General features: G+C 70.7%; 27 protein-coding genes, 1 tRNA gene and 1 riboswitch. Of the genes, 14 read left to right on the forward strand and 14 right to left on the reverse strand.

Annotated features, from left to right (window positions below):
- Window positions 1-26 precede the first annotated feature (26 nt).
- Complete coding sequence (locus tag H9I38_RS03465) at window positions 27-965, forward strand: ribonuclease HI family protein (protein ID WP_226337363.1); 939 nt, start codon at window positions 27-29, stop codon at window positions 963-965.
- A 38-nt stretch (window positions 966-1,003) separates the two neighbouring features.
- Here the strand turns inward: H9I38_RS03465 and H9I38_RS03470 are convergent, their stop codons facing one another.
- Window positions 1,004-1,294, reverse strand: coding sequence for a WXG100 family type VII secretion target (locus H9I38_RS03470; RefSeq protein WP_226337364.1), 291 nt, complete (start codon window positions 1,292-1,294; stop codon window positions 1,004-1,006).
- A gap of 438 nt (window positions 1,295-1,732) precedes the next feature.
- On the opposite strand from H9I38_RS03470, the gene H9I38_RS03475 reads away from it, so the two are divergent.
- Window positions 1,733-2,608, forward strand: a complete 876-nt coding sequence (locus H9I38_RS03475) for a hypothetical protein (RefSeq protein ID WP_226337365.1) — start codon at window positions 1,733-1,735, stop codon at window positions 2,606-2,608.
- A 117-nt stretch (window positions 2,609-2,725) separates the two neighbouring features.
- Window positions 2,726-3,391 carry a trypsin-like serine protease gene (locus tag H9I38_RS03480; protein ID WP_226337366.1) on the forward strand — a complete coding sequence of 222 codons (666 nt, stop codon included), beginning with the start codon at window positions 2,726-2,728 and terminating at the stop codon, window positions 3,389-3,391.
- On the opposite strand, the gene H9I38_RS03485 is transcribed toward H9I38_RS03480, so the two are convergent.
- The 3 genes from H9I38_RS03485 to H9I38_RS03495 all read right to left on the reverse strand — a co-directional run bounded on the left by H9I38_RS03485 (window position 3,388) and on the right by H9I38_RS03495 (window position 5,875).
- Entirely contained in the window at window positions 3,388-4,881 is a 1,494-nt protein-coding gene (locus H9I38_RS03485) for a HAMP domain-containing sensor histidine kinase (protein ID WP_319002171.1), read from the reverse strand. The two genes, H9I38_RS03480 and H9I38_RS03485, sit on opposite strands and share 4 nt — an antisense overlap.
- A gap of 3 nt (window positions 4,882-4,884) precedes the next feature.
- Window positions 4,885-5,595, reverse strand: a complete 711-nt coding sequence (locus H9I38_RS03490) for a response regulator transcription factor (RefSeq protein ID WP_226337367.1) — start codon at window positions 5,593-5,595, stop codon at window positions 4,885-4,887.
- A gap of 64 nt (window positions 5,596-5,659) precedes the next feature.
- Window positions 5,660-5,875: a hypothetical protein gene (locus H9I38_RS03495; RefSeq protein ID WP_226337368.1), complete on the reverse strand. Its 216-nt coding sequence runs from the start codon at window positions 5,873-5,875 to the stop codon at window positions 5,660-5,662.
- A 152-nt stretch (window positions 5,876-6,027) separates the two neighbouring features.
- Between H9I38_RS03495 and H9I38_RS03500 the strand changes: the two genes are divergently transcribed.
- Window positions 6,028-6,411, forward strand: coding sequence for a cold-shock protein (locus H9I38_RS03500; RefSeq protein ID WP_226337369.1), 384 nt, complete (start codon window positions 6,028-6,030; stop codon window positions 6,409-6,411).
- Window positions 6,408-7,220 (forward strand): DUF3027 domain-containing protein, encoded by an 813-nt coding sequence (locus tag H9I38_RS03505; RefSeq protein WP_226337370.1) that lies wholly within the window; start codon window positions 6,408-6,410, stop codon window positions 7,218-7,220. The genes H9I38_RS03500 and H9I38_RS03505 overlap by 4 nt, the downstream gene beginning before the upstream one ends.
- Here the strand turns inward: H9I38_RS03505 and serC are convergent.
- Entirely contained in the window at window positions 7,196-8,314 is a 1,119-nt protein-coding gene (serC, locus tag H9I38_RS03510) for a phosphoserine transaminase (RefSeq protein WP_226337371.1), read from the reverse strand. The two genes, H9I38_RS03505 and serC, sit on opposite strands and share 25 nt — an antisense overlap.
- Window positions 8,315-8,524: 210 nt before the next feature.
- On the opposite strand from serC, the gene H9I38_RS03515 reads away from it, so the two are divergent.
- The 3 genes from H9I38_RS03515 (at window position 8,525) to H9I38_RS03525 (ending at window position 11,366) form a co-directional block, all read left to right on the forward strand.
- Window positions 8,525-9,229, forward strand: coding sequence for a metal-dependent transcriptional regulator (locus tag H9I38_RS03515; protein WP_226337372.1), 705 nt, complete (start codon window positions 8,525-8,527; stop codon window positions 9,227-9,229).
- A 264-nt stretch (window positions 9,230-9,493) separates the two neighbouring features.
- Window positions 9,494-9,667, forward strand: a riboswitch (cyclic di-AMP (ydaO/yuaA leader).
- A 160-nt stretch (window positions 9,668-9,827) separates the two neighbouring features.
- Window positions 9,828-10,706, forward strand: coding sequence for an NlpC/P60 family protein (locus tag H9I38_RS03520; RefSeq protein ID WP_226337373.1), 879 nt, complete (start codon window positions 9,828-9,830; stop codon window positions 10,704-10,706).
- 165 nt (window positions 10,707-10,871) lie between these two features.
- Window positions 10,872-11,366, forward strand: a complete 495-nt coding sequence (locus H9I38_RS03525) for an HNH endonuclease (protein ID WP_226337374.1) — start codon at window positions 10,872-10,874, stop codon at window positions 11,364-11,366.
- A 74-nt stretch (window positions 11,367-11,440) separates the two neighbouring features.
- On the opposite strand, the gene H9I38_RS03530 is transcribed toward H9I38_RS03525, so the two are convergent.
- The 3 genes from H9I38_RS03530 to H9I38_RS03540 are packed head-to-tail and all read right to left on the reverse strand — an operon-like array spanning window position 11,441 to window position 13,774.
- Complete coding sequence (locus H9I38_RS03530; RefSeq protein ID WP_226337375.1) at window positions 11,441-12,340, reverse strand: amino acid ABC transporter ATP-binding protein; 900 nt, start codon at window positions 12,338-12,340, stop codon at window positions 11,441-11,443.
- Window positions 12,327-12,992, reverse strand: a complete 666-nt coding sequence (locus H9I38_RS03535; protein WP_226337376.1) for an amino acid ABC transporter permease — start codon at window positions 12,990-12,992, stop codon at window positions 12,327-12,329. The genes H9I38_RS03530 and H9I38_RS03535 overlap by 14 nt, the downstream gene beginning before the upstream one ends.
- Window positions 12,989-13,774 (reverse strand): amino acid ABC transporter substrate-binding protein, encoded by a 786-nt coding sequence (locus H9I38_RS03540; RefSeq protein ID WP_226337377.1) that lies wholly within the window; start codon window positions 13,772-13,774, stop codon window positions 12,989-12,991. The genes H9I38_RS03535 and H9I38_RS03540 overlap by 4 nt, the downstream gene beginning before the upstream one ends.
- A 200-nt stretch (window positions 13,775-13,974) precedes the next feature.
- On the opposite strand from H9I38_RS03540, the gene H9I38_RS03545 reads away from it, so the two are divergent.
- From H9I38_RS03545 to glmS, 3 genes are all read left to right on the forward strand, one after another.
- On the forward strand, window positions 13,975-15,831 hold the full coding sequence (locus tag H9I38_RS03545) for an ABC transporter ATP-binding protein (protein ID WP_413463510.1): 1,857 nt from the start codon (window positions 13,975-13,977) through the stop codon (window positions 15,829-15,831).
- A gap of 68 nt (window positions 15,832-15,899) precedes the next feature.
- Window positions 15,900-16,160: an HU family DNA-binding protein gene (locus H9I38_RS03550; RefSeq protein ID WP_226337378.1), complete on the forward strand. Its 261-nt coding sequence runs from the start codon at window positions 15,900-15,902 to the stop codon at window positions 16,158-16,160.
- 10 nt (window positions 16,161-16,170) lie between these two features.
- Complete coding sequence (gene glmS / locus H9I38_RS03555; RefSeq protein WP_226337379.1) at window positions 16,171-18,006, forward strand: glutamine--fructose-6-phosphate transaminase (isomerizing); 1,836 nt, start codon at window positions 16,171-16,173, stop codon at window positions 18,004-18,006.
- A 17-nt stretch (window positions 18,007-18,023) separates the two neighbouring features.
- Here the strand turns inward: glmS and H9I38_RS03560 are convergent, their stop codons facing one another.
- Complete coding sequence (locus tag H9I38_RS03560) at window positions 18,024-18,932, reverse strand: DUF6314 family protein (RefSeq protein ID WP_226337380.1); 909 nt, start codon at window positions 18,930-18,932, stop codon at window positions 18,024-18,026.
- Between the two features lie 75 nt (window positions 18,933-19,007).
- On the opposite strand from H9I38_RS03560, the gene H9I38_RS03565 reads away from it, so the two are divergent.
- A tRNA-Arg gene (locus H9I38_RS03565) sits at window positions 19,008-19,080 on the forward strand.
- Window positions 19,081-19,346: 266 nt separating this feature from the next.
- On the opposite strand, the gene H9I38_RS03570 is transcribed toward H9I38_RS03565, so the two are convergent.
- The 4 genes from H9I38_RS03570 to H9I38_RS03585 are packed head-to-tail and all read right to left on the reverse strand — an operon-like array spanning window position 19,347 to window position 22,605.
- On the reverse strand, window positions 19,347-19,526 hold the full coding sequence (locus tag H9I38_RS03570) for a hypothetical protein (RefSeq protein ID WP_226337381.1): 180 nt from the start codon (window positions 19,524-19,526) through the stop codon (window positions 19,347-19,349).
- Window positions 19,527-19,549: 23 nt separating this feature from the next.
- Window positions 19,550-20,350 carry an ABC transporter ATP-binding protein gene (locus tag H9I38_RS03575; protein ID WP_226337382.1) on the reverse strand — a complete coding sequence of 267 codons (801 nt, stop codon included), beginning with the start codon at window positions 20,348-20,350 and terminating at the stop codon, window positions 19,550-19,552.
- Window positions 20,347-21,414, reverse strand: a complete 1,068-nt coding sequence (locus H9I38_RS03580; RefSeq protein WP_226337383.1) for a FecCD family ABC transporter permease — start codon at window positions 21,412-21,414, stop codon at window positions 20,347-20,349. The genes H9I38_RS03575 and H9I38_RS03580 overlap by 4 nt, the downstream gene beginning before the upstream one ends.
- 3 nt (window positions 21,415-21,417) lie before the next feature.
- Window positions 21,418-22,605 carry an ABC transporter substrate-binding protein gene (locus H9I38_RS03585; RefSeq protein ID WP_226337384.1) on the reverse strand — a complete coding sequence of 396 codons (1,188 nt, stop codon included), beginning with the start codon at window positions 22,603-22,605 and terminating at the stop codon, window positions 21,418-21,420.
- 429 nt (window positions 22,606-23,034) lie between these two features.
- On the opposite strand from H9I38_RS03585, the gene ykgO reads away from it, so the two are divergent.
- Together ykgO and H9I38_RS03595 are read left to right on the forward strand one after the other, a co-directional pair.
- The gene (gene ykgO / locus H9I38_RS03590) at window positions 23,035-23,157 is read left to right on the forward strand and encodes a type B 50S ribosomal protein L36 (protein ID WP_226337385.1); all 123 of its coding nucleotides are present in this window, start codon (window positions 23,035-23,037) and stop codon (window positions 23,155-23,157) included.
- An 18-nt stretch (window positions 23,158-23,175) separates the two neighbouring features.
- Window positions 23,176-23,994 (forward strand): inositol monophosphatase, encoded by an 819-nt coding sequence (locus H9I38_RS03595; RefSeq protein WP_319002172.1) that lies wholly within the window; start codon window positions 23,176-23,178, stop codon window positions 23,992-23,994.
- A 70-nt stretch (window positions 23,995-24,064) separates the two neighbouring features.
- On the opposite strand, the gene H9I38_RS03600 is transcribed toward H9I38_RS03595, so the two are convergent.
- Window positions 24,065-25,489, reverse strand: a complete 1,425-nt coding sequence (locus tag H9I38_RS03600) for a helix-turn-helix domain-containing protein (RefSeq protein WP_226337387.1) — start codon at window positions 25,487-25,489, stop codon at window positions 24,065-24,067.
- Between the last annotated feature and the right edge of the window lie 146 nt (window positions 25,490-25,635).

Below are 25,635 nucleotides of genomic sequence, written 5' to 3' on the forward strand. Positions count from 1 at the left end.
GACGGGCGCCTGAAATACTGGGGTCCATGAAGATTGTTGCTGCCGCAGACGGATCCGCCCTCGGAAACCCCGGTCCCGCGGGCTGGGGCTGGTACATCGACGACGACCACTGGGCCTCCGGCGGCTGGCCCCGCGGCACCAACAACATGGGCGAGCTCATGGCCGTCCTGGACCTCCTGCGCCAGACCCGGGGCGTGTCCGAGCTGGAGGTCCTCTGCGACAGCCAGTACGTCATCAACTCGGTGACCAAGTGGATGCCCGGCTGGAAGCGCAAGGGGTGGAAGAAGGCGGACGGCAAGCCCGTGCTCAACGTGGATCTCCTCAAGGAGATCGACAAGGAGATGGCCGGGCGCAGCGTCACCTTCACCTGGATCAAGGGGCATTCCGGTCACTCGCTCAACGACGCGGCGGACCGGAAGGCGAACGGCGCCGCTCAGAAGTTCGCGCGAGGCGAGGGCGGCAGCGAAGGCCCCGGATACCGTCAGGCTGGCACGCCCGAGGTCGAGGAGACGAGCCGGGCGGCCGAACCGGACGGGCAGGAGGACCTCTTCTCCGGCTCCGGCGAGGAGCGTGCTCTGCCGCTGGAGGCCCCGTTCCCCTCGGAGGAGGACCGCAGCGACGAGCAGCAGGTCCTGCGCCTGGAGAAACAGCTCATGGATCCTGCTGTCCGAGCGGACCGCGGTGAGGCCGCCTCCCTCCTGCATGCTGACATGCAGGAGATCGGCTCTTCCGGACGCCTCTGGGGCCGCGAGGACCTTCTGGCCGCCATGGAAGGCGAGGCCCCGGGGCCGGTGCCGGAGGTGGACGTGCTCACCGCCCGGGACCTGGCCCCCGGCCTCATCCAGATCGTCTACCGGGCCACGGACGAGGACCGCGCAGTCCTGCGGACCTCGCTGTGGCTGAGGGCAGGCGGCCGCTGGCAGATGATCTGGCATCAGGGCACCGAGGAGTCAGCCGACCTCTGACTTCCTGAGACCCGTGGGGCCTCGCGTGCGCGCAGCGCTCAGGCGGCGAACAGCGCCGCGTTGCGAGCCTCCGTCTCCGCATAGGTGCGAGAGGCCTCGCTGAGGGCGGCGTTGATGTGCGCCAGAGACTCCTCGACGCGCGACTGCGTGGCGCGCCACTCGCCGATGAGGGTCTGGAACATGGCCGACGCGGAGCCGCCCCACGAGTCTTGGAGGCCCTGAAGGCTCGACTGCATCTGATTCACCTCGCTCTGCACCCTCGCAATGGTTCCCTGGACCTGCGCGCTGTGAGCGGCGAGCGCCTCGCTGTCCACGCTGAAGACGGCCATGACTTCCTCCTCGGAGTCGATTCGAGCGGCCCGCCCCTTGTCCGGAAGCCGAGCCTGCCGGGTTCCTCCCGGCCCTCTCACTGTGCCGAGACGGGCGGCCTGCGCGAGCCGCGAAGACCCGCGAATGTGGACAACTTTCTGACGCGAGGTCCTCGCGCGGGGATCCGGGTCACGGCCGAGCCCCGATCTGTACCGGTCTAGATGTCTGTTCGGATATCCTGATGCTACCGATCAGTAGCCAGCGCTCCGCCGAGGCTGGGCGCTTCTTCCGCGCGATACGGCCGCAACAGCGGGAGGCGGATTTTCGGAATCGGTCTCGAAGTGAGTGCAGACCTGGCTTTTGAAAAACGGAAATATCGTTAACAAATCGGCGTGGCTCCGATATCCATTAACCAGTCACCAGCGCCGCCCGGCGCTGAAACCCTGGGGGGAGATCCAATGCCTGCACGTCGCAGCCGCCTGCTGACGGCCGCGCTGTTCATCTGGGCCGCCGGCTGGCTGGTCGGCACAGTGAGGGCCGTGGGCTGCCTCGCGGGCCGGCAGCTGCATGCCGACCCGAACACGGCGGACGCGTTCTCACTGTGCGCAAGGTGCCTCGAGGTCGCGCTGACCGCCGCAACTCTCGTGGCGCTGACCGTCCTCACCGTGAAGACGGCCTCGGACCAGCCGATCAGCCGACTCGGCTTCTTCCTGCCCAGGACGGCGCCTCAGGTGCGCAGGACCGTGGTCTCAGCGGCCCTGTACTGGGTGGTCATCTCGCTCGGGTTCTTCGCGGCCACCTCGTTCAACGTCATGGTCAACACGCCGGTTCCGCCTCAGCACGCCGCGAGGCTCGGGGACCCGGCCACAAGCGTCCTCGACGCCGTCTCCTCGGTCATCGCCGGTCCGATGGAGGAGGCCTTTCTTCCCTCGGCGCTCGTCTTCTTCCTCGTGGAGTCGCGAGTCGCCCGTCCTCTGATCTGGGTGGTGGTCATCGCCGCGCGGGTCTCGTTCCACCTCTACTACGGGTACTCGTTCGCCGTCGGAATCGCGGTGTGGGCGGTCTTCGCGATCCTCTTCTGGAACGCGACCCGGAATGTCCTCGCCATGGCTGTGATGCACTCGGCGTTCAATCTCGTCTCAGTGCCCAATCTCCATTTCCACAACCTCATTCCGGCGCTTTCCCTTGCGGGAATCGCGATCCTCGTGCTCCTCGTCTTCCACCGTGAGGCCCTTCAGCAGATGGACCGGATCTCCTCGGCCGCCAACCTGCGTCTCGAACCGCCCTCCTTCCTGCGGAAGCCGGTCCGGAGGAGCGGGGTCCGGGTGGCCTGAGAGGCCTCGGGCGCGCGGCTGCGCGCCGAGCAACGCGAATCCCGGGGCATCGGTGACGGGGATCGTGCACGGGCATACTCTTCGACTGCACGGCCACCCCAGATGAAAGGCATCCGCATGAAACTCCAGAAGGCCGCAGCCGCTTCCGCTGCCGCGCTCCTCACAGCCTCCCTCTCCGTCGCGGCGGCGCCCGGCGCGCACGCCGAGGAGGACAGCGGGATCGACCTCGGCTCGAGCCCCCTCGCCAACGGCGCTCCCATCACCATGGTGAACAACGGTCGCGTCGTCGGCACCTGCACGGCGACGGTCACCTCGACGCAGTACGTCCTCACCGCCGGCCACTGCGCCTCGAAGGGGCTCACGGTCCGCTACAACGGCAAGGACGTCGGCACGGTCACCGCCTCCGGCATGCGCAACGGGTACGACATCGCCAAGATCACGCTCAAGCCGGGCGTCGAGGTGGAGACCGCCCCGGCGATGCCGGGCTACAGCCCCCGCCTCGGAGACAGCGTCACCAAGCTCGGCATGAACAGCGGCTTCAGCGCCGGCACGGTGACCGACCCGTCCCTGCGCTCGGTGACCTCCCGCGAGTCGGTCACCCGCCCGCTCGACGGCCCTGAGGTCAGGGTGGGGGTCTGGACGGCCAAGCTCATGAGCGTCTCGGGAGACTCGGGCGGGCCGGTCATGGTCGACGGCCAGGTCGTCGGCCTCGTCAAGGGCGGAGCCGACGCGTACACGACGACGGTCACCCCGCTCGGCCCCGGACTCGCCTCGCTGCGCTAGTCCTCGTCCGCGAAGACCTCGTCGCCGTCGTCGTCGAAGTCCTCGTCCATGGGCCGGTGGGGGAGGGCCACGGTGAAGGTGGCGCCCCCGCCCGGCGTCGAGGTGAGGCGGACGCTGCCGCCGTGCTGGGCGGTGATGGCCGCGACGATCGCGAGACCGAGGCCCGTGCCTCCTGTCTCGCGGTGGCGGGACTCGTCCGAGCGGTAGAAGCGCTCGAAGATGCGCGCCTGGTCCGCCTCGCTGATGCCCGGGCCGTGGTCCCGGATGCGGATGACGGACTCTGGCTCGGCGAGACCGTCGTTCATGAGGCCCACCCCGATCTCGATGGGGGTGCCCTCGGGCGTGTAGCGCATCGCGTTGGTGACGAGGTTCGCGATGACCTGGCGCATCCGAGCGTCGTCCGCGACGACGGGGGCGGAGCGCGGCCCCTCTCCCTCCTCGAGGCCCGTGAGGGAGACCGGGTGCGCGGATCCGGAGACCCGTGCGTCCTGGGCGGCGTCCGCGGCGAGGATGTAGAGGTCCAGGGGCTGGAGGTCGAGCGGGCGCTTCTCGTCCGCCCGGGCGAGCGTCAGGAGGTCCTCCACGAGGCTGCCCATGCGCTTGGACTCGGACTCGATCCGGCTCATGGCGGCCGCGACGTCCTCCTCGCTGCGCATGGCGCCCTTGCGGTACAGCTCTGAGTAGCCGCGGATGGTCACGAGCGGCGTGCGCAGCTCATGCGAGGCGTCCGAGACGAAGCGCCGCATGCTCGCCTCCGTCTGCGCCTGGGCGGAGAACGCCTGCTCGATGTGCGCGAGCATCGCGTTGAGCGAGCGGGAGAGACGGCCCACCTCGGTGGACGGGTTCTCCACCTCGACGCGCTGGGACAGGTCTCCGTCCGCGATCTTCGCGGCGGTCCTCTCCACGCGCTGCAGCGGCGAGAACGCGCGCGTCACGACGAGATAGGCGATGAGCGTGGCCGTCAGGGTGGTGATGAGGCCGATCGAGGAGATGAGCGCCGCCGCGTTCTTGGACACGATCTCCGTGCGGTCCATGGACTGCCCGACGACGAGCACCTTGTCCGGCGCCCCCGGCACGTCCGAGACGACCACTCTCCAGCCGGGGGAGCCCAGCTGCGTTCCCTTGACCGTGAAGCCCCGTCCGCTGTGGGAGCGGAGCTCGTTGAAGCTGTACGCGTTGAGGTCCGGGATGTCCGTCACGTCCGCCTGGACGGTCTGGGCGACGACGACGCTGTCCCGGCTCATGATGGCGCCGTAGGTGCGCAGGAGCTCGTTGTTGCTGTTGCGCCCGTTCTGGTGGCCCGAGTACAGGATCTGCTCCATCGAGTGGGCGGAGTCCTTGAGCTCGGCGTCCGTGCGCTGGATGAGGCTGTTCCTCAGCATGACCACAGAGAGCAAGCCCGTCACGGTCACCGTGGCGAACGTGAGCACCGTGGTGATCGCGACGAGCTTGGTCCGCAGGGACGTGGCCCGCCAGAAGGAGAGCAGCAAGGGCTAGCGCTTGTCTGCAGTCCGCAGGAGGTAGCCGACGCCGCGCTTGGTCTGGATGAGCGGCGGGAGGTCCTTGTTCGCGTCGATCTTCCGGCGGAGGTAGGAGATGTAGGACTCCACGATGGAGGCGTCCCCGTTGAAGTCGTACTCCCACACGTGGTCCAGGATCTGGGCCTTGGAGAGGACCCGGTTCGGGTTCATCATGAGGTAGCGCAGCAGCTTGAACTCGGTGGGGGACAGGTCGATCACCTGTCCCGCGCGGCGGACCTCGTGAGCGTCGTCGTCCAGCTCCAGGTCGTCCACCCGGAGGACCGCCTCGTCATCCTCGAACGGATGGGTGCGGCGGAGCACGGCGCGGATGCGCGCCACGACCTCGTCCAGGCTGAACGGCTTGGTCACGTAGTCGTCTCCGCCGACCGTGAGGCCCTGCACCTTGTCCTCCGTGCCGTCCTTCGCGGTGAGGAAGACCACGGGGAACTGGCGACCGGCGGCGCGCAGGCGCCGGGTGATGCTGAAGCCGTCCATGTCCGGGAGCATGACGTCCAGGACCGCGAGGTCCGGCTCGTCTGCCTCCACCGCGGCGAGGGCGTCCCGGCCGTTGGCCGCCGAGACGACGTCGAAGCCCGCGAAGCGGAGGGACGTGGTGAGGAGCTCGCGGATGTTCGGCTCGTCATCGACGACGAGGAGCTTTGCTTCGGCTGCTTGAGTGTTCACAGTCCCTATTATCAACAGGCGAAACTGTGAATCAACGGGGCGATATCAGATCGTGATCAGGGAGTCAGGTGAGTCTTCGCTGGACGGCCCCGAGGACGACCGTGAGCACCACCGCGACGAGCGCCACGGGCAGGAGAATGAGGAACGGCATCACGAGGCCGTGGGGCACGTGCTGGTGCATGAGTCCCATGACGGTGACGACGACGACCGCGACCAGGCCGAGCACGGCGCTGACCGCTGCGACGCCCATGAGCAGGCGGCGTGCCACGGAGAAGTTCATCCCCCTATGGTATTCCCTCGGACGGAGGCCGCGCCTGTCCGCTGCCGGTACGCTGGAGGGGTCAATGGGCGTGCAGCACGGCTCCGCCCCGTATGGTTTCCGCGCGCGGCCCCCAGAGGCGCCGCAGCGCGACGAAGAGTCAGGCAGGAAGAATGCCATTCGGCAGAGTGAAGTGGTATGACGCCGCGAAGGGCTTCGGCCGCCTTGCGGCGGAGGACGGACAGGACGTCTTCCTCCACGTCTCGGCCCTGGAGCCGGGCGCCTCGGCCCCGGCTGCGGGGACGCGCATGGAGTTCGACGTCGCCCAGGACCGCCGCGGCGCGCAGGCGCTGCGCGCCCGCGTCGTCGAGCAGGCGCCGAGCGTGGTGCGCAACTCCCGCAGGTCCGCCCAGGACATGGCCGCCGTGACGGAGGACCTCATCAAGCTGCTGGACGGCGTCTCCAACGGGCTGCGCCGGGGCCGGTACCCCGAGGGCCCGCACGCGAAGAAGACGGCGGCGCTGCTGCGCGCTGTCGCGGACCAGATCGACGCATGAGCCGGGAGGCGGAGCAGACGGTGACCGAAGAGCAGAGCGCGGCGGAGGCCGCGGAGAAGTCCCAGGGCGCTGTGTCGCCGGCCGGAGAGGGCCGCGCGGCGGCGGAGGAGACGGCCCCGGAGCAGGCGAAGGAGCCGAAGGGAGCCGAGGAGCCCGCGGAGGCCCCGAAGACGGGCGGCTCCACAGCCGTCAAGCGCCCCCGGCGCCGTACTCCGAAGCCGGACGCCCTCATCGCGGAGAGCGTCGAGCTCGCGCGGGCGGCGCTCGTCGAGGAGTTCCCCGGCGAGGCCATCGGCGAGCACGCGGGGGCTGCTGTCGACGACGAGCGGGTCATGACCCACCGCTTCGAGGGATCGAAGCGCGGGTACCGGGGGTGGCAGTGGTACGCGACCCTGGCCCGGGCGCCCCGCGCCAAGAAGGTCACGGTCTGCGAGCTCGGACTCCTTCCGGCCGAGGACGCCCTCCTGGCGCCGGAGTGGGTGCCGTGGTCCGAGCGGGTCCGCCCCGAGGACTCCGAGACGCCCGCAGACGCGGCGGACGCCGGCCAGGCCGGGGCCGAGGGGTCGGATCAGGGCGCGGCCGCCCCCGGCCAGGACGCGGAAGACCAGGATTCGGACGTCCGGGGCCCGGAAGGAGCGGGTCCAGACGGACCGGACTCGGGCCGGGGCGAGGAGTCCGCGGCCTCGAGCGAACCGACCGAGCAGGACACCGAAGGCGCGCACGATCCGAGCGCGGCCGAGATCGAGGCGAGCGTCTCCGTCAAGCGGCGTTCGCGCCGCCGTCGCTACCGGACCCGCTCGAGGACGTAGTCCACGCAGCGCAGCAGCGCGGCGACGTCGGACGGCTCGATGGCCGCGAACGTCGCGATCCGCAGCTGGTTGCGGCCGAGCTTGCGGTACGGCTCGACGTCGAGGACGCCGTTGGCCCTCAGCGTCGAGGCGAGGGCGGCGGCGTCCACGGACTCGTCGAAGTCCACGGTGGCGATGACGGGGGAGCGCTCCTCCGGGCGGCGCACGAACGGAGTGGCGAGCTCGTGCTGCTCGGCCCAGGCGTAGACGAGCCCGGAGGACCGGGCCGTCCGCTCCGCCGCGCCGGCGAGGCCGCCGATCTGCTCGAACCAGTCCAGCTGGGCGTCCAGCGTGACGAGCGTGGCGAGGGCGGGCGTGTTGTACGTCTGGTCCTTGCGGGAGTTGTCCAGCGCCGTCTTGAGGCTGAGGAAGTCCGGGATCCAGCGGCCCGAGGCCGCGATCGACTCGATCCGCTCGACCGCCGACGGCGAGACGAGCGCCAGCCACAGCCCGCCGTCCGATGCGAAGTTCTTCTGCGGAGAGAAGTAGTAGACGTCCGTCTGGGCGAGGTCCACGGGGACGCCGCCCGCCGCCGAGGTGGCGTCCGTGAGGTGCAACGTCCCCTCCGCGCCGGGCACGCGGGACACCTCGGCGACGACGCCGGTGGACGTCTCGTTCTGCGGCCAGGCGTAGGCGTCCACGTCAGCCGCCGCCCGGGGAACGGGGCGGGTGCCCGGCTCCGAGGAGATGACGTCCGAGGCCTCGAGGAACGGGGCCGAGTCCGTGGCCTTGGCGAACTTGGCTCCGAACTCGCCGAAGCTGAGGTGCTGGGCCTTCCGCTCCACGAGGCCGAAGGCGGCGGCGTCCCAGAAGGCCGTGGCTCCGCCGTTGCCGAGGACGACCTCATAGCCCTCGGGGGCGCTGAAGAAGCGTTCGAGCTTCTCCCGGATGCCCCCGACGAGGGACTTCACGGCGCTCTGGCGGTGGCTCGTGCCGAGGAGGCCCGGCTGGGCGGCGGCGAGGGCGTCCAGCTGGCCGTCCCGGACCTTCGAGGGACCGGCGCCGAAGCGTCCGTCCGCGGGGAGGAGGTCAGCGGGGATCTCGAGTGCGCTCATGGTGGTCCTTCGCAGGGTCGTGCGTCGTCGTTCACCCCTATTCAGCCACAGAGGCGGGGGCGGATGCAGGAGGCGTCCAGCCGGTGAGCGCTTCTGCGGGGTGTGTAGCCTTGGCTAGAATGCCGAGAAGGAGTCGAGCCGCGCGGCCGCGCCGCCGCTGCGAGGCCGCTTCGGCGATCGGGACCCACTTCTTCGTGAGGAGCACGACAGGTGTCTGAACTCATCGACACGACCGAGATGTACCTGCGCACCATCCTTGAGCTCAAGGAAGAGGGCATCCCGGCGCTGCGGGCGCGCATCGCAGAGCGCCTGCACCACTCGGGCCCGACGGTCTCGCAGACGATCGCCCGCATGGAGCGGGACGGCCTCGTCGAGGTGACGAGCGACCGCCACCTCGAGTTCACGGACGAGGGCCAGCGGCTCGCCACGGAGGTCATGCGCAAGCACCGGCTCGCGGAGCGGCTGCTCGCAGACGTGATCGGGCTGGACTGGGAGTACGTCCACGATGAGGCCTGCCGCTGGGAGCACGTCATGAGCGAGCGCGTGGAGCGCCGGCTCATGGAGCTCCTCGAGTCGCCCACGGAGAGCCCCTACGGCAACCCGATCCCGGGGCTCGAGGCGATCGGCGGACGCAGCGCCGGCGCGTTCGGAGAGGGCGTGGTGACGGCCACCGCCGCCGTGGCGAAGCGGGGCTCCGCCGCGGTGCGGGGCACGGTCGCACGCCTCGCCGAGCCGATCCAGGTGGACATGGAGCTGCTCGGGCAGCTGCGGGAGTTCGGGATCTGCCCGGGCGCCTCTGTGAGTCTCGTCTCCAACGGCGACTACGTGACCGTGGAGAGCGAGGGCGCGAAGGACGCGCTGGACCTCCCGGTCGAGGACGCCTCGCACCTCTTCGTCCGGCTTGACCGCGCCTGAGGGCGCGCTCTCGGCCTCCTGACGGGCCGGTCCGCCCCGCTTCCTGCTGGGCGCAGTCTGCACCGGCGCGGTGACACGGCAACGGATCGTAACCATAATGTGACAATTGGGGGCGGGGTGTTGTAGCTTTGATACTTGGAAGTCATCCGATCGGATGACATCCCGCCCGCCGGATGCCGAGCCTTGTCAATCGGCGGGATGACCTCGGAATCCTCCGGAGTGCACGCATGGCTCGGGCCCTGGCGGCTCAGGCCCAGTGTGCGCCTCCAGGGGATTCCGGCCCTGACAAGGGCGGGGGACCCAATCACGGCCGAACTTCGGCCTAGGGGTGAAGCCGTAAGGTCACGAAACGGTAACGGCCGTTCCGGGGCCGAATCCGGCCGGGTGACTCCCATCCGAACCCGACAGCTCACCTCGCAGGCATGTGGGAGGCAAAGCTTCGCAGTGGAAGCTCTCAGACAGAGGGCTTTGGGCGGACCACGGCTTCTGACAACAACAACTCCATAGGCAAATGCACACTCGGCTGGATCCGGACTAGAACTCCACGGACCAGCTCCGCAGCGAAACTGCTGCGTGAACAAACGAAAGAGAGCTCACGTTGTCGAAGAGCACCAACAACTCGCTGTCCGCCATCGCGAAGGCAGTGTCTGAGAACGCAGGCGGCGCCACGCGCCAGGCCGCCGTCATCGCCGCCGCATCCGGCCTCGTCCTGTCCGGCGGCCTCGCAGCCCACGCTGCGACCACCCCGGAGGCCGCCCCGGCCGCTCCGGTCGCCCACAAGGCCGCCGCCCCGCAGCAGAGCGCCCCCAAGGCCGCTGCGAAGACCCAGGCCAAGCCCGCCGCCAAGAAGGCCGCCCCGAAGAAGGCCGCTCCGAAGCGGGCCGCCCTCAAGGCTGTCTCCGAGGCTCCGGTCCAGGCCCCGCAGGCCGAGGCCCCGGCCCAGGCCCCCGTCCAGAAGCAGGCCGCTTACCAGGCCCCCGCGCAGCCGCAGGCCGCCTCCCAGGCTCCGGCTCAGCAGCAGGCCCCGGCCTACCAGGCCCCGAAGCGCGCCGCCTACCAGGCTCCGGTCCAGCAGCAGGCCCCGGTGGCCAAGACGGCCAACTACTCCGCTCCGGCCCAGCCGGCTGCGGCCAAGACCGCCGGTTACTCGGCGTCCGGCAAGGGCGCCACGATCGCCGCGTCCGCCCGCTCCCAGGTCGGCGTCGCCCAGGACTGCACCGCGCTCGTCTCCAACGCGCTCGCTGCCGCCGGCATCCACCACCACGGCTGGCCGGCCAGCTACATGAGCCTCGGCTCGGTCACGTCCAACCCGCAGCCGGGCGACCTCATCTACTACGACAACGCCGGTGCGGGCATCCCGCACATCGCCGTCTACATCGGCAACGGCCAGGCCGTCCACGGCGGCTGGAACGGCGGCCAGACGGTCATCGCCCCGGCCAACCTCGGCTCCGGCCCGGTGTACATCCACGTCGGCTAAGACGCCCCGGCGCGTCAGCGCTGTTCACGGAAAGGCCCCGCACTGTTCAGTGCGGGGCCTTTCCCATGCCTGCGGGACGTGCAAGACTCCAGGTGTCGGCTTCGGCCGTCCGTTCCTGACCCGCGCCCGTCTCTGCCAGGCGGAGCGCCCATCGAGGGAGACCGCATGCGCACGCTAGTCCTCAACGCAGGCTTCGAGCCGCTGGCCGTGGTGACCTTCAAGAGAGCCATCGTGCTGGTGCTCCACGGGAAGGCCACCGTGATCGCCCAAGACGACACGCCCGTCGTCGGGGTACGGGCCGACTACGCCCGGCCGAGCGTCATCCTGCTCAACCGGTACGTGCGCAGACCCTACCGGCGGGCCGTGACCGTGACGCGCCGCGGCGTGCTCCGGCGGGACCTCCACCGCTGTGCCTACTGCGGAGGGCATGCGACCACCGTGGACCACGTCCAGCCCCGCTCCCGCGGTGGAAAGGACGCATGGGAGAACCTTGTGGCCTGCTGCCTGCCCTGCAACAACCGCAAGGGGGACCGAACGCTGGAGAGCCTCGGCTGGAGGTTGGGGTTCGAGCCGAAGGAGCCGCACGGTCCCGTCTGGCACATCAAGGAGCTCGAGAAGCCCGCCGAGGCCTGGGAGGAGTTCCTCGCCCCGGCGGCGTGAGGTCCGCGCCGTGCGAGGTGCCATCCGCGCCGTGTGAGGTTCGGGCCTGGTGCCTGCCTGCGGCGTGTGAGGCGTTACTCGCCGGGGTGCGTGAGGCGGCGGACGAACTGCTGGGTGCGCGCCTGCGCGGGACGGCCCAGGACCTCCGAGGCCGCTCCGCTCTCGACGACGACGCCCTGGTCCATGAACACGACCTGCGAGGCCACCTGCCGGGCGAACTGCAGCTCGTGGGTCACGATGAGCATGGTCCAGCCCTGTTCGGCGAGCTCCCGGATGACGCGCAGGACGTCCCCCACGAGCTCGGGGTCCAGGGCGGAGGTGGGCTCGTCGAAGAGGAGGAGCGCAGGCCTCAGGGCGAGGGCGCGCACGATGCCCACGCGCTGCTGCTGTCCTCCGGAGAGCTCGTGCGGGTAGGCGTCCGCCTTGTCCCGCAGCCCCACGCGGGCCAGGAGGTCGAGGGCCTCCGCCTTCGCCTCCTCCCGGTTCCGCTTCTGGACGAGGATGGGCCCCTCGATGACGTTCTGGAGCACGGTGCGGTGGGGGAAGAGGTTGTACTGCTGGAAGACCATCGCCGTCGCGCGCTGGAGGTCCGCCTCGCGGCGCCTCCGCTCCCTGGGGGAGACCCGCTCCGAGAAGTCCACGGAGACGGGCTCCGCGACGCCCTCGGCCCCGCTGAAGCGGATGACCCCGGCGTCCGGCTCCTCGAGGCCGATGAGGCAGCGGAGGATGGTCGTCTTGCCGGATCCGGAGGGGCCGATGAGGGCGACGACGTCGCCGCGCTCGACGGTGAGGTCGATGTCCCTCAGGACCGTGTGGTCTCCGAAGGACTTGGCGAGGCCGCGGACGGAGAGGAACGGCTCGCCGCCGTTCGGGCGGGAGGCGTTCTCGGCGGCGCCGTTCGGACGGGCGCCGTCCTCGCGGGAGACGCCCCTCCGGCCGCGGGCGGACGGGGATGCTGCGCTACTTGGCGACATGGCGGGAGAGCCTCCGCTCGATGAAGGGCTGCGGCACGGACAGGGCCATGCAGATGATCCAGTAGATGAGGCCCGCCTCCATGTAGATGAGGAGGAACTCGTTGGAGAAGGCCGCCACGTCCTGGGCCTTGCGGAACAGCTCGGCCACGGTGACGAGCGAGGCGAGCGAGGTGTCCTTGACGAGCGAGATGAACGTGTTGGACAGCGGCGGCACCGAGAGGCGCGCGGCCTGCGGGAGGATGACGCGCCGGAGCGTGAGGGAGCGGCTCATGCCGATGGTGTGCGCTGCCTCCCACTGCCCGCGGGGCACGGACTCGATGGCCGCGCGGATGACCTCGGCCGCGTAGCCGCCCACGTTCATGGACAGCGCGATGGTGATGGTGGTCCAGGGGTCCAGCGTGATGCCGAGGTTCGGCAGCCCGTAGAAGATGACGAAGAGCTGGACGAGCATCGGCGTGCCCCGGATGACCGAGACGTACGCGCGGGAGAGCCACGCGAGCGGCGTCACGCGGCTGATCCGCATGACGGCCAGGACCAGCGCGATCACGAGTCCCAGCGCGAAGGACAGGAGCGCCAGCGGGATGGTGACGAGCAGGCCCGCCTTGAGGATCGGCCAGAAGGACTGGAGGACCAGCTCCCAGTTCGGGGTCACGCCTTCTCCGAGACGTCCGTGCCGAAGTACTTCTTGGAGAGCTTGGCGAGCGTGCCGTTCTTCTTGAGCGTCTCGAGCGCCTTGTTCACGGCGTCCCGCAGCTCCGTCTCGTCCTTGCGGAACATGAGGGCGGAGGCGCTCTCCGTCTTGTCCTCGGCCACGATCTTGACGCCGGCGGCCGGGTTGGACTTGAGGTAGTCGAGGACCGTCAGCTTGTCGTTGACCGTGGCCTCGACCCGGCCCTGCTTGACGAGCTCGACCGACTGCGCCCACCCCTCGACGGGGGTGATGACGGCGCCGGCCTCCTTAGCCTGCTTGCCGAAGTTCGAGGTGGAGGACTGGGCGAGCTTCTTGCCCTTCAGGTCCGCGAAGCTCGAGATGGAGGAGTCCGCCTTGGCCACGACCACGCCCTTGGAGTGCGAGTACGGGGTGGAGAAGATGTACTTCTGCTCGCGCTCGGGGTTGATGCCGACCTGGTTGGCGATGACGTCGAACCGCCGGGCGTCCAGCCCTGCGAAGATCGCGTCCCACTGCGTCTCCTGGTACTCGGCCTTGACGCCGAGCTGCTGGGCGACGGCGTTCATGACGTCCACGTCATACCCGGAGAGGGGCGATCCCGCCTGGGCGTGGAACGTGAAGGGCTTGTAGGTGCCCTCGGTGCCCACCTTGATGGAGCCCGCCTTCTTGATCGAGTCCACGCTGGCCTTGTTCTGGCCGCACGCCGCGAGGGCCAGGGAGGCGATCGAGGCGAGTCCGAGCGCGGAGAATTGACGGCGGTTCATGCGAGCTTCTTTCTGAGCGGGGGCGCGGTGCTCCGGGCGGGTCCGGAGCGCGACAGCGAGCAAACGTCGCTGAGGGAAAACCACGTCAACCCTAGCCCTATTCCCCGCGGCTCAGACAGTCAGTGTTACGAAATGTTACGAGCGTTCGGCGGGGGCGGAATCCCGCCGGCTGGCCCGACGCGGAGCGGATAATGGTGCCGGTGAGCATGGAACGCGCGGCAATGCACCAGATGATGAGGTCGAGCCGGGACGGCGAGGCCCGTCCCGTCTCCCGCGAGACCATGCGGCGGATCTTCGCGTTCGCCAAGCCCTACCGCGGGCGGCTCGCGGCCTTCCTGGCGGTCTCCCTCCTCTCGGCTCTGCTCTCCGTGCTGACGCCTGTCCTGGCCGGCCGCGTGGTGGACCAGATGGTCCTGGGCGGGGACCGCGGGGTGATCGTGCTCATCGCCTCGGTCATCGCCGTCGTCGCCCTCGTGGACGCCGGGGTGGGGCTGCTGGGGCGCTGGCTGTCCGCGGCGATCGGCGAGGACGTCATCCTGGACCTGCGGACCCGGGTCTACGACCACGTCCAGCGCATGCCCGTGGCGTTCTTCATGCGGACCCGGACGGGCGCGCTTGTCTCCCGGCTCAACGCGGACGTGCTCGGGGCGCAGCGGGCGTTCGCGACGACGCTCTCCGGCGTGGTCACCAACGCCGTCACCGTGCTCCTGACGCTCGGGGTCATGGTGAGCAAGTCCTGGCTCGTGGCGGTCCTGACGCTCGTGCTGCTGCCGGTGTTCCTGCTGCCCTCGCGCCGGATCGGCGGGCGGCTCGCGGGCCTGCGGCGCGAGGCGAGCGACCACAACGCCGCGATGACCACCCAGATGACCGAGCGCTTCTCCGCGCCGGGCGCCACGCTCGTCAAGCTCTTCGGCAGCCCCCGCGCCGAGTCCCGCGAGTTCGAGGCGAGGGCGCGCCGCGTGAGGGACATCGGCGTGAAGTCCTCCCTCATGCAGCAGGTCTTCCTCACGCTGCTGACGCTCGTCTCCGCGCTGGCGCTCGCGCTCGTCTACGGCGTGGGCGGCTGGTTCGCGGTGGACGGGACGCTCAACCCCGGCGACGTCGTGGTCCTGGCCCTCCTCCTGACGCGCCTCTACGGCCCGCTGACGCAGCTCTCCAACGCCCGCGCGGACCTCATGGGCGCGGCGGTGAGCTTCGAGCGGGTGTTCGAGATCCTCGACCTCGCGCCCCTCATCCGAGAGCGCGACGACGCCAGGCCGCTCCCTCCCGCGCCCCTCGGCCTCGCCTTCAAGGATGTGCGCTTCGCCTATCCCAGCGCCCAGGACGTGTCCCTCGCCTCGCTCGAGTCCGTGGCCGTGCTGGACACCCGCGGCGGCGAGGAGGTCATCCACGGGGTGGACTTCGAGGTGCGCCCCGGCCAGACGGTGGCGCTCGTGGGCTCCTCGGGTGCGGGCAAGTCCACGATCGCGCAGCTCGCGGCACGGCTCTACGATGTGACGTCCGGCTCGGTGCGGCTCGGCGGCGTCGACGTCCGGGACCTCACGTTCGAGGCCCTGCGCGAGGGGATCGGCATGGTGACCCAGGACGGTCACCTCTTCCACGAGTCCATCCGCGCGAACATCGCGCTCTCGAAGCCGGACGCGAGCGACGGCGAGCTCTGGGCCGCCCTCCGCGGAGCCCGGCTCGAGGACCTGGTCCGCTCCCTGCCGGACGGCCTGGACACGATCGTGGGCGAGCGCGGCTACCGGCTCTCCGGGGGCGAGCGCCAGCGCATGACGATCGCCCGCGTGCTCCTCTCCCGTCCCGGCGTGGTCATCCTCGACGAGGCGACGGCGGCGCTCGACTCCACCAACGAGGCCGCGGTCCAAGCCGCCCTGGGGGAGGCGCTCGAGGGCCGGACCGCGCTCGTCATCGCCCACCGCCTCTCCACGGTGCGGACGGCGGACGAGATCCTCGTCATCGAGGGCGGCCGCATCGCCGAGCGCGGCACGCACGCGGAGCTGATGGCCCGCGGAGGCCGGTACGAAGAGCTGTACCGGACGCAGTTCGCGGAGTAAAAGATCCGTTCTGCCCGAATTCGGGCAGATTCTTGGAGATTCCGGATCCCTCTCCAAGAATGGCAGTCATGTCAGACCGGGAGCTCGTCGAGCGGATCGCCCAGACCACGGGCCTGCCGCCGAATGTCGCGGAGCGAGTGGTGGACGACGTGCTCGCGTGGCACTCCGAGTCCGTCGAGGACTACGTGAGGCGCCGCCACGCCCGTCTCCAGCTGTTCGGGACACGGAACGCCGAGGCGTTCCGGACCATCGCGGAGGAGCTGAGGCAGCGGCCCTTCGCCGCGCCCGAGCTCTCGGAGCGCCAGCTGCGGCGCATCGTCTACGGGTGAGGAGAGACCCATGTGCGGAATCGTCGGATACATCGGCGGCCAGCCGGCCGCGCCCTTCCTGGTGGAGGGCCTGACCCGCCTCGAGTACCGCGGCTACGACTCGGCGGGCATCGCCGTGCTCAGCCGCGACGCGAAGGCCAAGGAGAAGACCACGGCGGTGCGGACCGTGGGCCGCGTCCGGGAGCTCGAGGCCGCTCTGCCGAAGCGCCTGGCGGGCCGGGTCGGGATCGGGCACACCCGCTGGGCCACGCACGGCCCCGCCGCGGAGCGCAACGCCCACCCGCACCGGTCCGCGGACGGGCGCATCTCGGTGGTGCACAACGGCATCATCGACAACGCCGCGAGCCTCCGCGCCGCTCTCGAGGACGCGGGCGTCGAGTTCGCGAGCGACACCGACACGGAGGTCGTGGCCCACCTCGTGGCCCGCTCCGAGGCGGACAGCCTCGAGGCGGCCGTTCTCGAGGCGCTGGGGCGGGTCTCCGGGACCTATGCCCTGGCGGTCATGGACGAGCGGCACCCGGACAGGATCGTCGTGGCCCGCAGCGGCTCGCCGCTCATCATCGGGGTGGGGGACAAGGAGATGTTCATCGCGAGCGACGCCGCCGCCCTCGTCCGGCACACGGACCGCGCGGTCCATCTCGACGACGGCGAGCTCGCGACCGTCACCGCCACCGGATTCCACACCTTCGACCAGTACGCCAACGCCACCGAGCGGACGCCGGTCCAGCTCGCCGTCGCCGTCGAGGACCTCGAGCTGAGCGGTCACGAGCACTACATGTCCAAGGAGATGAGGGAGCAGCCCGAGGCGGCCGAGACGGTGCTGCGGGGGCGGCTCGACGAGCGGTTCGCCACCGCTCGGCTCGACGGGCTCATGCTGGACCCCCGCGAGCTGCGCTCCTTCCGGCGGGTCAAGATCCTCGGCTGCGGCTCCGCGTACTACGTGGGGCAGATGGGCGCGCAGATGATCGAGGACCTCGCCCGCATCCCCGCGGACGCCGAGGCCGCCTCCGAGTTCCGGTACCGGCAGCCGATCATCGAGACGGACACCCTGTATGTGGTGGTCAGCCAGAGCGGCGAGACGGCGGACACGGCGTTCGCGGTCAACGAGATCCGGCGCAAGGGCGGCCGGGTGGTGGGGCTCGTCAACGTCGTCGGCTCCACGATCGCGAGGGAGGTCGACGGCGGGATCTACCTCCACGCCGGCCCCGAGATCGCGGTGGCGTCCACGAAGGCGCTCACGAACATGGGCCTCGCGTTCGGGCTCCTCGCCCTGCACCTGGGGCGCCTGCGGGACCTCTCCCACGCGGACGGCCTGCGCATCCTGCGGGGGCTCGAGCGGATTCCGGGGCAGATCCGCGAGGTGTTCGAGTCCGAGGAGCGGATCCGCGAGGTGGCCGGGCGCATCGCCGGCGCGCAGAGCGCGTTCTACATCGGGCGGGTCCGGGGCTTCCCGGTGGCCCGCGAAGGGGCGCAGAAGTTCAAGGAGATCAGCTACGTCCACGCGGAGGCCTACCAGACGAGCGAGCTGAAGCACGGGCCGCTCGCGCTCATCACGCCCGAGATGCCGACCATCGCCGTCATCCCCGACGACGAGCTCGCCGAGCGCAACATCGCCGCCGCCGAGCAGGTCCTGGCGCGGAAGGGGCCGCTCGTGGCCGTCTCCCATCCGGGGGTGGACCTGGCCCGGCTCGGCGTCGAGACGATCACCGTGCCGAAGAACGAGCCCGAGCTCGATCCGATCCTCCTCACCATCCCCACGCAGCTGCTGGCCTACCACGCGGCGGTGGCGCTGGGGCACGACGTGGACAAGCCGAGGAACCTCGCCAAGTCCGTGACGGTGGAGTAGGGGCCGTCGTCGTCGGCTCAGCCGAGGAGGTCCGGGAGGATGCGCTCGCGGAGCAGGGGCGCGAGGGCGTGGTCCTGGCCGTCCGAGCCCGCGACGCGCCCCGAGTCCAGAGCCTGGCGCTGAGCCGCGGGGGACAGGACGACAAGGTCCTCGATTTCGGCGGCGGGGCTGTACGGGGTGCCGGCGGGCACCTCGGCGGCGAAGTTCTCCGAGTAGAGCTCGAACCCGGCCTCGTTCGCGGGGCGCCCGCGCCAGGCGGTCTGGAAGCGGAAGGCCTCCGCGGGAAGGTCCAGGCCGAGCTCCTCGGCAAGCTCGCGGCGCGCCGCCTCGAGCGGGGTCTCGCCGGGCTCGGGCTTGCCGCCGGGCTGCATGAACGCCGTGGTTCCGCGCTTGCGGACGAGGACGAGCCCGCCGTCCGCCGTCGTGAGCTGAACCGCCGAGACCGCGATGACCGGCAGCTCGCGCGTCAGGCGCGTGGCGAGCGTGAGGTTCTTGGCGGGGCCGGAGACGCTCCACGTCCACTCGAGCTCCGCCGGGCCGGGGGCCGCGAACTCGCCCGTGTACTGGTCCGGCTCGCACCAGTGGCTCGGCGTGTCCGCGCCGCTCGCGAGGGAGAGGCTGTGGAAGCGGCGGCCGTCGTCGAAGCAGACCTCGGCGCGCTCGCCCCGGACGCGCCACGTGTGGTTCCGGTAGACGGGCCGCGGCTCCTGGCCCTCGAGGGCCAGCTCGCCCTCCTCCCGGGACTCGAGGACGACGACGCCGGTGCCGTCTCCGGTGGGCGCCGCCGGGTCCGCGGACGGGACGCGCGTGAACGCGACCGTGCCCGTGAAACGCCCGTTCTGGCCGGTTCGCCGGTCCTCGATGCGCCGCTCCGCGCGCCACACGCCCTCGAGGTATCCGGCGAGATCGGCGACGGGGTAGGGCATGGGCGGTTTCCTTTCGGCGGGCCTCATCCGAGTAGACTGGACACTTGCGACGCTACCGCAGCGGAAGCGCCGCGGGCCCTAGTAGCTCAGTGGATAGAGCACGGCTCTCCTAAAGCCGGTGTCGGAGGTTCGATTCCTCTCTGGGGCACTATCACGCGGAACACGGCTCGTCTCCACCCCCTGGAGGCGGGCCGTTGCCAATCTAATGCCAACTTTGGGAGAGTCCCGGGCCGGGGCGGGTCTCCGCTCATGCGCGTTCGTTCATGGGGGCCACGGACATTGCGCACGATCTCCGGAAACTGTGCACGATTCAGCCGAGGACTCGCGGGAGGCGGGGTTAATCGTGTCCAGTTTCAGGGAAATCGGTCTCGTTTCCAGAATGCGGGGGCGGGGGAAAGAGGGCGCAGATCCCGCTCAGGGCGCCCCGTCGCCGAACTCGCTGTCCCCGAACTCCCAGCCGTCTCCGGACGGCCGAATCCAGATGGGGCGCCCCGTGAAGTGGCGGATGAAGGCCTGCAGGGTGGACTCCGGGTAGTCCTCCCGCTTGAGGAGGGCCACCGCGTCGTCCATGCTGATCTGCGTCCAGGTGCTCACACCCCACAGGGTAGCCCCACCGGCTAGTCCCCTTGGGCCGAGGCTCCCGAGCGGGCGTGGGCGGAGACCACGGGAACGCCGTCGTCGTCGAGGATCCGCGCGCTCACGCCGTACGTGGACTCGAGGACCTCGGGGGTGAGGATCTCGGCGGGCGGTCCCATCGCGGCGCAGCGGCCGTCCCGGAGGATGACGAGCTCGTCGCAGAAGCGGGCGGCGAGGTTGAGGTCGTGCAGCGCGAGCAGCGCCGTGCCCTCCCTCGAGCGGATCCGGTCCGTGACGTACTCGAGGACGCGGATCTGGTGGCGGAGGTCGAGGGCGCTGGTGGGCTCGTCGAGGAGCATGAGCTTCGGCGCCCGCACCGTCATCTGCGCGAGTCCCACGAGCTGGCGCTGCCCGCCGGAGAGCTGCCCCAGGAACCGGTCCGCGAGGTGGTCCACGCCGAGCTCGGCCAGGCACTCGACCGCCCGTGCGGCCTCCTCCGGGCTGGTCCGCCAGCCGCCCCGGCGCCGCAGCCCGATGAGCACGGTCTCGAGCACCGTGAGCGCCACATCCCCGGGGGCGTCCTGCGGGACGTAGCCGAGCGCCGCGCTCAGCTGGGAGGGGGTGAGCGGGCGGCCGCCGTCGTGCACCGAGACGGAGCCGGAAGGCCGGAGGTGGCCCGCCACGCACCGCAGGAGCGTGGACTTCCCCGAGCCGTTGGGGCCCAGGAGGCCGACGACGCCGCGCGCCTCACGCGGCAGCGTCACGTCCCGCAGCACGGGCGTCTGCCCGTACGCGAAGCCGAGGCCCTCGACCCGGAGGGCGAGCTGCGGAGCGCGGCTCATCGGCCGCCTCCCGAGACCCTGCGCCGCGAGAAGACGATGAGGAGGAAGACGGGAACGCCGCTGGTCGCGGTGAGGATCCCCACGGGCACGGCGACACCCGGCACGATCACCTGGCTGAGCGCGTGCGCGGCGCTGAGGAACGCGGCGCCCGTGAGCACCGAGGCGGGGAGGAGGAAGCGCTGGTCCTCGCCGACGAGCATCCGCGCGATGTGCGGCCCCACGAGCCCGATGAACCCGATGATCCCCACGAAGGACACGGCCACCGCCGCGAGCACGGAGACCGCCACGAGGGTCACGAGCCGCACCCGCGGCACGTTCACGCCGAGGGCCTGCGCCCGCGCGTCCCCGAACTTGAGGGCCGTGAGCTTCCAGCCGTTGGCGGCGAAGAACGGGAGGAGGAGCGCGACGACGGCGGCCACGATGACCACGGCCGGCCACGTGGCGCGCTGCATGGACCCGAGGCTCCAGAAGACGATCTGCTGCAGGCTCTCGGTGCTCGCGTTGTACTGCATGAGCGCGAGGAGGGCCTGGAAGAGGAAGACCATCGCGATGCCGAAGAGCACCACGGTCTCCGTGCCCGCGCCCTTCCAGAGGGAGACGCCCGCGATGACGAGAGCCGTGGCCACCGCGGAGACGGCCGCGAAGACGGTGAGGGAGTAGGGGCCGACGCCGGGGACGACCGCGCCCGTCACGATCCCCACGGACGCGCCGAACGCGGCCGCCGCGGAGACGCCAAGCGTGAAGGGCTCGGCGAGGGGGTTGTCCAGGATGGTCTGCATCTGGGCGCCGCCGAGGGAGAGGGCGGCGCCGACGAGCACGGCGAGCAGGGCGGGCGGAAGACGGAGGTCCCAGACGACGGTGGCCATCCGGGTCTCGGCGCTCGCGGGATCGAGGATGGTCCGGACGACGTCGGCGAAGGAGTACCCGAGCGGGCCGATCGCGATGGAGAGGACGAACGTGAAGAGGACGAGGGCGAGGAGGGCGGCGAGCGCGGCCGCTCGCCGCACCGTGCGCCGGCGGACGCTCGCGAGGGCGTCCGCCGGCGACAGGGCGGAGGAGGACATGGGTCAGCTCTTCGCTTCCTCGATGTCCACCCACATGGCGCCCTCAGCGGGGAACGGCATGAAGCGCTCGTGGAACTCGGCCCAGGTCTTCTCCGGGTCGATGCCCGGCGTCTTGCCGAAGCTCCACTGGGAGAAGAGCTGGTAGACGATGAAGTTGAACGGGCCGTCGTAGAACTGGTGGTAGAGGCCGTGGACGCTGCCGTTGCGGAAGGCGTCCAGCTCGGCGAACCCGGGCTGCGAGGCGAGGGCGCGCAGGGAGGTCCGGGCCTCCTCGGCGGAGGTGTTGTAGCCGATGTTCAGGTAGCCCGTCTTGGACTTGGCGTCCGGCTTCTTGTGGCCCCAGTCACCGCCCGTGGCCACGATCTCCTGCGGCTGGGAGGCGATGACCTGCTCCGCGGTGATGTCCCCGGACTCGCCGGAGAGGAGCGGATCCGCGATGCTCTGGCCGCCGGAGGCGTTGAGGACGGCCGCGAAGTTGGAGTTCTTCCACGTGGCGCAGCAGCCCTTGGCGCCAGGAGCGCGCCAGAGGAGGAAGCTCGGCTTCTCCTTGGCCTTCTTGGCCTGCTCGAGGACCGGGTCCACGGCCTTGCGGTAGAACTCGAGGAACTCGTCCGCCTTCTTCTCCTGGCCGAGCACCTGGCCGAGGACCTTCATGCTCTTCTCGGTGTTCTTGACCGGGTCGATGCGGAAGTCCGTCACGACGTACTTGATGCCGGCCTTCTCGAACTTCTCGAGCGTGCCGTTCTTCTGGCCCGCGCGCCAGGCGTCGAGGGACATGACGTAGACGTCCGGGTTGTAGGTGAGCAGGCCCTCGACGGAGAGGTCTCCCTTGGGGATGGCGCCGAGGATGGGCAGGTCCTTGGCCTCGGGCGCCTTCTTGACCACGCGCTCGTAGAGGTCCGGGGCGTTCGCCTTGAGGTCGTTGCCCCAGGCGACCACCTTGTCCAGCGGCTTGTCCTTGTTGAGGATCATGGTCCCGTAGACGGCGCGGGACTCGCCGAGGGCCACCTTCTCCGGGAGCTTCTCGAAGGTCACCTCCCGTCCTGCGACGTCCTTGACGGTGACCGCAGAGGCGGTCTTCTCGGGAGCGCTGTTCGCGGAGGAGGCCGGCTTGGAGGAGCCGCATGCGGAGAGGAGGAGGGCCGAGGCCACGAGACCGGTGACGGCGGTGGTCACGCGCGACATGTTCATGTTCGCCTTTCGAGCAGAGGGGGTTGAGGTTAGGCAAACCTCAGTCGATTAAGGTATATGGATGTTGCGTAATGGTCAAAACGGGTGTTGTCCCGCTGTGTCCGGGGTGGACGGCGAGGGGTCCGGCCGCCGTCGTCGCGATGCCGCCACGGGGAGGGGTTCTCGGGAAGGCGAGACCGAAATTGAACCCGTTTGGGGGATCGCGTAGAATGCATGGGTACTCCCGTGTCATCCGTGTGTCCTCGTTGACGGACGCGTCCGGGGACGGTGCAGGCACGCTGACACCGGGGAGCACCGCAAGCAAAGATTTTGGGAACCACTGCCTGACTGGGCCTCGTGAGCTTCCCGGCTGCTGCGCCAGGGCTTCGCAGACTGAGTCTGCGCCGGCTCCGGGGGCGGCGGCGCATACGGCCCACCGAAGGAGAACTCATGAAGGTCCGCAATTCCATCCGCGCGCTCAAGAAGATCGACGGCGCCCAGGTTGTCCGCCGCCGCGGCAAGACCTACGTCATCAACAAGAAGAACCCGCGCATGAAGGCTCGCCAGGGCTGAGACCGCGTGGAAGCGCGTGTGAACGCCTTGTCCCAAGAGACCCCGGACCGTCTGGTCGCGGGGTCTCTTGCTGTTTCGGCGGGCCTAATGGCGGCCAGGATGCGGCGGGAGGGGCTCACGGCCCGCTCCAAGGCCAACGTAGCGGACGTGGTCACCGCCGCCGACTCCGCCGCCGAGGAGCTCGTCCGCTCCGAGCTCGCCCGGCTGCGCCCTCGCGACGCCGTGCTCGGGGAGGAAGGCACGCTCGTCGAGGGGCGGAGCGGGCGCCGCTGGGTCATCGACCCGGTGGACGGCACCTACAACTTCTTCTCCGGCGCGGGCCCGTGGTGCTCCGCCCTGGCCCTTGAAACCCCCGGCGGCCTCGCGGCCGCGGTCTTCATCCCCGATTCCGGCGAGCTCTTCACCGTGGCGGACGGCGTGGCGATGCGGGGCTCCGCCGACGACGACGGCCTGGACCTCGGCGCCGAGCTCGAGAGGCTGGACGCCGTTGAAGCCGGCCGCGATTCGCTGGGGCTCGTCTCCGGCATGACGTATCTGCACCCGAGCTTCATGGCCCGGGACGAGATCCGCCGGCCGTGGGAGGCGGCGGTCCGGGAGCTCGCGACGGTGCGGATGCTCGGCTCCGGCTCCGTAGAGCTGAGCATGGTGGCGGACGGCCGGGCCGGCGTGTGGTTCCAGCACTCCGTCAAGGAGTGGGACTGGCTGCCCGGCAAGGCCCTCGTGGAGGCGGCGGGCGGCGCGACGGCGCGGGTCGAGGCCGGGGGAGTCGTCTGGAGCCTGGCCGGACGGGCGCCGCTCGTGGAGGAGTTGACGGGGCTGCTGGCCGGAGGGGAGTGAGCCCGGGCGGCGAGCGCCACGCGGACGCGGAGGCCGCTGCGGCCGCAGAGACCGCTGCAGGCGTGCGGTCTCAGCCGCGGTCGGCGGAGGCCTCCTCTCCGCCGCCCTCCGAGAGCGCAAAGGCGAGCTGCGCCAGGAAGCGGTCCTCCCCGCGCTCCAGATCGAGGCCCGTCAGCTCCTCGACCCGGCGGAGACGGTAGCCGAGGGTGTTCCGGTGGATCCCGAGCCGCGTGCAGGTGCCGCTCACGCTGCCGGCCTCCTCGAGGTACACCCGCAGGGACTCTCGGAGCGGCGCCGAGCTGGCCCCGGTGAGTCCGGAGAGCACCCGTTGGGCCCTCCGGTGCAGGGTCGGGCTGACGTGCGAGGAGAGAGCGGCGCGGACGCTGAGCTGCGGCGCCTCGGCCACGCCGGGCCTGCGGGGAGCGTCCCTCAGGGACTCCAGTGGCAGGGCGGCGTCCTCCTGCTCGTCGAAGGCCGTGTGGGCCGCGCCGAGCCCGGGGATGCGCTGGGCGAGCGCGCGGGCTGCGCCCAGGAGGGGCTCGGCGCTCCCGAACGCCAGGAGGTCCCCGTCCGCCTTCACGGCGACGGCGGATGCGTCCGCGCGGGCCACCGCGTCGACCGCGGCGACGAGGACATGCGGGGGCAGCGAGCCGCCCTCGGCCCGGAACACGCGGAGACCGAGCGTCTTCTGCCCGGGCGGGGCCTGCGCAATGAGGCGCCCGAGAAACGCCGTCAGCTCCCCGTCCCACGCGAAGACCCGCTCCGGCGGCACGGGCGAGCGCAGGGCATGGGTCAGCTGCAGCGAGAGCAGCGAGGCGGCGGGCCCGAGCAGCGGCTGGAGCAGGCGTGAGGGCGGCAGCCCGCGGACCCGCAGAATGCACCCCTCGCGCGGCTGTCCGGGCAGGCGGAGGGTCGAGCCGGGCCCCGCAGCGGAGGCCGTTCCCCGCGAGGCCAGGACGACGCCCTCCGCCTCGATGCCCACGCACGCCTCCGCCTCCGCCGCGACCGCGCTGAGCATCCGGCCGAGGACGGCCACCTCGTCGTCGTCGGACGCAGTGCGGGAGGCGAGGTCTGCGATGTGCCACCCGCGGCTGGAGGACGCGAAGCGCTCGCGCTCGAGGCGGTCCTGGACGAAGCGCAGCACCGCGATGAACGGCGTGCTCTCCTGGACGGCCACGAGCGGCACGCCGTGCGCCCGGCACGCCTGGGCGAGCTGCGGCGGGACGGCGGTGTGGACCGGCCCCAGCCCGAACGCGAGCCCGCAGACGGGCACCCGGGCGAGCCGCTCGGCGTAGGCGTCCCAGGTGGCGGCGCTCTGGACGTTGAGGCCGAGGCCCGTGGTGAGGAGGAGCGCCTGGGGGCTGAGGAAGCGGGAGGGGTCGATGCCCTCGGCCGGAGCGCACCAGGTCACCTCGGCGCGCTCGGCGTCCTCGCGCGAGCCGGACTCGAGGGTGACGGCGAGGGCCGGGGCGTCGAGGAGATCGGAGAGCTTCACCCTGCCGATTCTCGCCGCTTTTGTGCAGCTGCACCAAAACCGGGCGTGGATTCTGGCCGGACGTCGAATGACGGAGCCTGGATTCGGCACTACGTTGTAAGTCAACCTCGGAGTGTGACTCAGGACACGGGATCTCACTCGGAGGG

The organism is Arthrobacter sp. UM1 (assembly GCF_020483305.1).
GTDB lineage: Bacteria > Actinomycetota > Actinomycetes > Actinomycetales > Micrococcaceae > Falsarthrobacter.

Bases quoted from the DNA above. Each gene is read 5' to 3' on its own strand.
- serC (WP_226337371.1), bottom strand. From the start codon at position 8,314: ATGAGCGCACTCGAGATCCCCGCTGACCTCCTCCCCGCGGACGGACGC.
- H9I38_RS03525 (WP_226337374.1), top strand. From the start codon at position 10,872: ATGCGCACGCTAGTCCTCAACGCAGGCTTCGAGCCGCTGGCCGTGGTG.
- H9I38_RS03495 (WP_226337368.1), bottom strand. From the start codon at position 5,875: ATGAACTTCTCCGTGGCACGCCGCCTGCTCATGGGCGTCGCAGCGGTC.
- H9I38_RS03530 (WP_226337375.1), bottom strand. From the start codon at position 12,340: ATGTCGCCAAGTAGCGCAGCATCCCCGTCCGCCCGCGGCCGGAGGGGC.
- H9I38_RS03505 (WP_226337370.1), top strand. From the start codon at position 6,408: ATGAGCCGGGAGGCGGAGCAGACGGTGACCGAAGAGCAGAGCGCGGCG.
- glmS (WP_226337379.1), top strand. From the start codon at position 16,171: ATGTGCGGAATCGTCGGATACATCGGCGGCCAGCCGGCCGCGCCCTTC.
- H9I38_RS03500 (WP_226337369.1), top strand. From the start codon at position 6,028: ATGCCATTCGGCAGAGTGAAGTGGTATGACGCCGCGAAGGGCTTCGGC.
- H9I38_RS03585 (WP_226337384.1), bottom strand. From the start codon at position 22,605: ATGAACATGTCGCGCGTGACCACCGCCGTCACCGGTCTCGTGGCCTCG.
- H9I38_RS03480 (WP_226337366.1), top strand. From the start codon at position 2,726: ATGAAACTCCAGAAGGCCGCAGCCGCTTCCGCTGCCGCGCTCCTCACA.
- H9I38_RS03540 (WP_226337377.1), bottom strand. From the start codon at position 13,774: ATGAACCGCCGTCAATTCTCCGCGCTCGGACTCGCCTCGATCGCCTCC.
- H9I38_RS03465 (WP_226337363.1), top strand. From the start codon at position 27: ATGAAGATTGTTGCTGCCGCAGACGGATCCGCCCTCGGAAACCCCGGT.
- ykgO (WP_226337385.1), top strand. From the start codon at position 23,035: ATGAAGGTCCGCAATTCCATCCGCGCGCTCAAGAAGATCGACGGCGCC.
- H9I38_RS03550 (WP_226337378.1), top strand. From the start codon at position 15,900: ATGTCAGACCGGGAGCTCGTCGAGCGGATCGCCCAGACCACGGGCCTG.
- H9I38_RS03560 (WP_226337380.1), bottom strand. From the start codon at position 18,932: ATGCCCTACCCCGTCGCCGATCTCGCCGGATACCTCGAGGGCGTGTGG.
- H9I38_RS03475 (WP_226337365.1), top strand. From the start codon at position 1,733: ATGCCTGCACGTCGCAGCCGCCTGCTGACGGCCGCGCTGTTCATCTGG.
- H9I38_RS03575 (WP_226337382.1), bottom strand. From the start codon at position 20,350: ATGAGCCGCGCTCCGCAGCTCGCCCTCCGGGTCGAGGGCCTCGGCTTC.
- H9I38_RS03580 (WP_226337383.1), bottom strand. From the start codon at position 21,414: ATGTCCTCCTCCGCCCTGTCGCCGGCGGACGCCCTCGCGAGCGTCCGC.
- H9I38_RS03470 (WP_226337364.1), bottom strand. From the start codon at position 1,294: ATGGCCGTCTTCAGCGTGGACAGCGAGGCGCTCGCCGCTCACAGCGCG.